Consider the following 3,450-nt stretch of genomic DNA (forward strand, 5'->3'; position numbering starts at 1 on the left):
GTTATATTCATAACAATTATCCTTAGCTTTGTCATTGGTCGACTTTTCGGGCTTTCTACACATTTAGCAATGTTAGTTGCTTGCGGGAATGCTATTTGTGGCAATTCAGCTATTGTCGCTGTTGCACCTGTCATAAAAGCAAAACATGACGATGTAGCCGCGTCAATTGCCTTCACTGCTCTTTTAGGAATTCTTATTATTTTATTTTTACCCTTTTTACATCCATCTCTGAATTTGTCATTTAGCCAATATGGTGTGCTTGCTGGCATGGTTGTTTATGCTGTACCACAGGTTTTAGCAGCAACAGCATCTGTCTCTTTTCTGAGTGTTCAAATTGCAACAATTGTTAAATTGGTACGCGTTCTCATGTTAGGTCCTGTTATTTTTATTCTATCAATTATCTATCATCGCTCAGCACAAACACGTTTTCGTCTACATACTCTTGTGCCATGGTTTATAATCGGCTTTATTATCATGATGCTTATCCGCTCAAGCGGACTTATTCCTGAAACGGCTATAAATCCGATCAAACTTACTGCTCAGGTGTTCACTATCATTTCAATGGCAGCATTAGGTTTAGGTGTTGATATACGATCATTAAAAAAAGCAGGATGGCGCGTTATTTTGGCTTCAACCTGCTCCATAATTATTCTCGGTATTTGTAGCCTTATCATGATACAATTGAATGATTTAAATCATATAATACTTTGAAATATGCATTAATTGTTTCTTTTTTTAAGGGAGTATGCAATCAACCCAAAGTCCTCATTATTATTGAAATCAGTTCTTTCATAAACCAGAAAAAGTTCTAAAATACTGCTCATTATTCTATACAAAAAATTGAAAATGCTACGATATGAAGTGAAAACTATCGAATTTGCTTTTTCAATAAGCTTTTCAGTCTATAGTGATTTGCAACGGTATAGTATTCAATATGGAACGCATACAAAATAATGCTCTTTATTTCAGATCTGATTAAGTTAATTTTTTTTATAGAAGACAGAATATATTTATGTTGCTCATTCACGTACTTGTAAAAAAATACCTCTCAAGGCACATGAACTCCCTTTCAAGGCTGTGCCTGTGAATAATATAATTAAAATCCCCATGAAGTGTCCAAAATACATTGTTCATCCCCCTCTTCGCTTTATGAAGTAACAAGCCCTAGCATCATACTATTATTAACTCCCAATGTTGCAATAGCTCTTGCATTTAAATGGTTTATGAGAGAAATTTTACTCTTTTCTTCAATAGTTTTATCCACACGCCAACTCTCTTTCATGCCGTGTAAGAAAAAGATTTTAATTTATGAGTTTGAAATGAAAAAATCTTACAATATCCAAGGATATTATTGAACATGGCAATAATAAACTATTATTATAAAATCAATTCATTGATAACAAAAACCAATAAGAATCACATCAACATCTCGTTCTATCCCATAAAAATATTGTTGCTTATTGGCACTAGTAACTTTCTTACAAATGAAATATACGATAATGAAAAGATTAAAAATGCAGCAGGACTTTTATTTATCGTTTTATTCAACTAAAATATTTTTATGCTTATCCTTGCTATAGATACTGCTTCGATTTATTGTGCTGTTGCGCTTATTCGTCATAAATCTGTTATTGCGCGTATCAATGAGCGCATGAACAAAGGACATGCTGAAAAACTTATTGAGCAGATTACACAAATAATTACACAAGCCAATATGACGCTTGATCAAGTTGAGCGTATTGCTGTCAATATTGGACCTGGGTCATTTACTGGTGTACGTGTCGGTGTTGCAACAGCACGCGCTTTGGCATTAGCACTTGAAATAAAAGCTGTTGGAGTGAGTGCTCTTGAAGCGTTAGCAGCACAAGTCATAAACAATAAAAGTACAGCATCGGCAATTACTGTTGTCATTGAAGCAGGGAGAGGGATGTTCTATCATCAAAATTTTCATAATAATCTCACACCTTTGGGAGAACCGGGATTAAAAACAATGGAAAATATCCTCGAAGATTTGCCAAAAAAAACCCGACTGACTGGCCCAGCTGCTGATGTCGTTGTGGAGCATGTTAAAAACCATAAAATATACGAAAAAATTGTCCTAGAAAAAATCCCCTGCGAAGCGGCTGATATTGTAAACTATGCTTATCTTGCTGCAAACAAACAACCACAAAATTCACCTCGCCCACTCTATCTACGCAGTGCTGATGCAAAACAACAAACCGATTTTGCTTTACCACGAAAAAAATAATGTCCAAATTTTCATTGACAAAAAAGAATTTTGGAATTGCTCCGCTACAAGTTCATGATAGTGCTGCTCTTCATCAAATTCATCAGCATTGTTTTACCCCTTCTTGGGAAAAACAAGCTTTTGATAATTTCTTAACAGATCACTCTATCTTCGGATACAAAGTTTTTCTCATTGATCGCTCTGATCAAATTTTAGGCTTTTGCCTATGCCGTCTCATCCTTGATGAAGCAGAAATCATCACAATTGCTGTTCATCCTCATTATCGTCAAAAAGGAATTGGTACCTTTCTTATCGAAAGCACAGTTCACTATCTTCACGACAAGGGCGCCATAAAATTATTCTTGGAAGTAGAAGCCATAAATCTTTCTGCTTTGAACCTTTATCAACGCTTTGAATTTCAAAAAATTTCTGAACGTCTTGCCTATTACGCGTCAAAAAATGGTCGTGGTGATGCAATTATCATGCAAAAAACTTTTAAGCAAATAGATTGAGATTTGTGTAAAAAACATTTAGACAAGCACTATGAATAAAGTAAATCCTAAAAATACATCTCCTGTTGCTCCTAAAAAGGTTTTTATCAAAACTTATGGATGTCAAATGAATGTTTATGATAGCCAACGGATGACTGATAGTCTCAGTTCGCAAGGCTATGTGACAACACAAATTCCCAATGATGCCGATCTTATTCTTGTTAATACCTGTCATATTCGCGAAAAAGCAGCAGAAAAACTTTATTCTGATCTCGGTCGTTTGCGCGTTATGCGTCAAGAGCGCACACCTGATAAACCCCTTATGGTTGGTGTAACAGGTTGTGTTGCACAAGCTGAGGGAAGTGAAATCTTGCGCCGTGCTCCAACAGTGGATCTTGTTATTGGTCCACAAATGTATCATCGCCTGCCAGAATTGTTAGAAAAAGCCAAACAAGGGAAAAAAATTATCGAAACAGACTATGCTGTTGAAGATAAATTTGCTCATTTGCCGCCCCATAATAAACATGCAGTAAGAAAACGAGGTGTGAGCGCATTTTTAACAGTACAAGAAGGGTGCGACAAATTTTGCACTTTTTGTGTTGTTCCGTACACACGCGGTGCTGAAATATCACGGTCTGTCGAGCAAATTACTGAAGAAGCCCGCCAGCTTATTGAAGCAGGTGTTAAAGAGATTACGCTGCTTGGACAAAATGTCAATGGTTGGCATGGACA

4 protein-coding genes are annotated in these 3,450 nt (G+C 36.1%); all 4 read left to right on the forward strand.

Translation table 11 applies throughout. From position 1 onward, the window contains the following. Positions 1-711, forward strand: a 711-nt coding sequence (locus tag ACFIO3_RS10265) for a YeiH family protein (RefSeq protein WP_375704412.1), incomplete at its 5' end; no start/stop codon positions are given. An 850-nt stretch (positions 712-1,561) separates the two neighbouring features. Then, entirely contained in the window at positions 1,562-2,248 is a 687-nt protein-coding gene (tsaB, locus tag ACFIO3_RS10270) for a tRNA (adenosine(37)-N6)-threonylcarbamoyltransferase complex dimerization subunit type 1 TsaB (RefSeq protein WP_375704413.1), read from the forward strand. Further along, positions 2,248-2,739, forward strand: coding sequence for a ribosomal protein S18-alanine N-acetyltransferase (rimI, locus tag ACFIO3_RS10275; protein WP_375614572.1), 492 nt, complete (start codon positions 2,248-2,250; stop codon positions 2,737-2,739). Before tsaB ends, rimI begins: the two co-directional genes overlap by 1 nt. Positions 2,740-2,770: 31 nt before the next feature. Next, on the forward strand, positions 2,771-3,450 hold a 680-nt coding region (locus ACFIO3_RS10280), incomplete at its 3' end, for a radical SAM protein (protein WP_375704414.1).

The sequence above is a fragment of the Bartonella sp. AD328YNZD genome, assembly GCF_042196425.1.

What these genes read in the sequence shown, in the direction of transcription:
- tsaB (WP_375704413.1), top strand. Translation starts at nt 1,562, where the DNA reads ATGCTTATCCTTGCTATAGATACTGCTTCGATTTATTGTGCTGTTGCG.
- rimI (WP_375614572.1), top strand. Translation starts at nt 2,248, where the DNA reads ATGTCCAAATTTTCATTGACAAAAAAGAATTTTGGAATTGCTCCGCTA.